Origin of the sequence: Phocaeicola sp. RTP21198st1_B8_RTP21198_201120 (assembly GCF_040929485.1) — a bacterium.
GTDB lineage: Bacteria > Bacteroidota > Bacteroidia > Bacteroidales > Bacteroidaceae > Phocaeicola > Phocaeicola dorei.
Map to the genome: position 1 here is coordinate 1,116 of NZ_JBCOCI010000359.1, position 250 is coordinate 1,365.

Sequence of the window (250 nt, forward strand, 5' to 3'; positions counted from 1 at the left end):
CGAATCAATCCGATCACGGAATTCTGGATTACCTCTGTGTACATTTCGAATGCAGGAATCGTTTTATCACGTCCCAATGCACCGAGTACGGCGTTGGCGATGTTTCCTACACCCGATTGCAAAGGCAAGAAACTGGACGGGATAATACCGCGTTTCATGTCGGCTGCAAGGAAGTCGGCAACATTCTGGCCGATTTTGTCGGTCAACGGATCAGCGGCAGCGAAAGAACGCGCTTCGTCCGGCCAGTTGG

1 pseudogene is annotated in these 250 nt (G+C 52.0%); it reads right to left on the bottom strand.

What is annotated here, in order from left to right:
* Positions 1–250 (bottom strand): annotated as a pseudogene (locus tag AB5935_RS26290) (acetyl-CoA hydrolase); the annotation flags it as partial.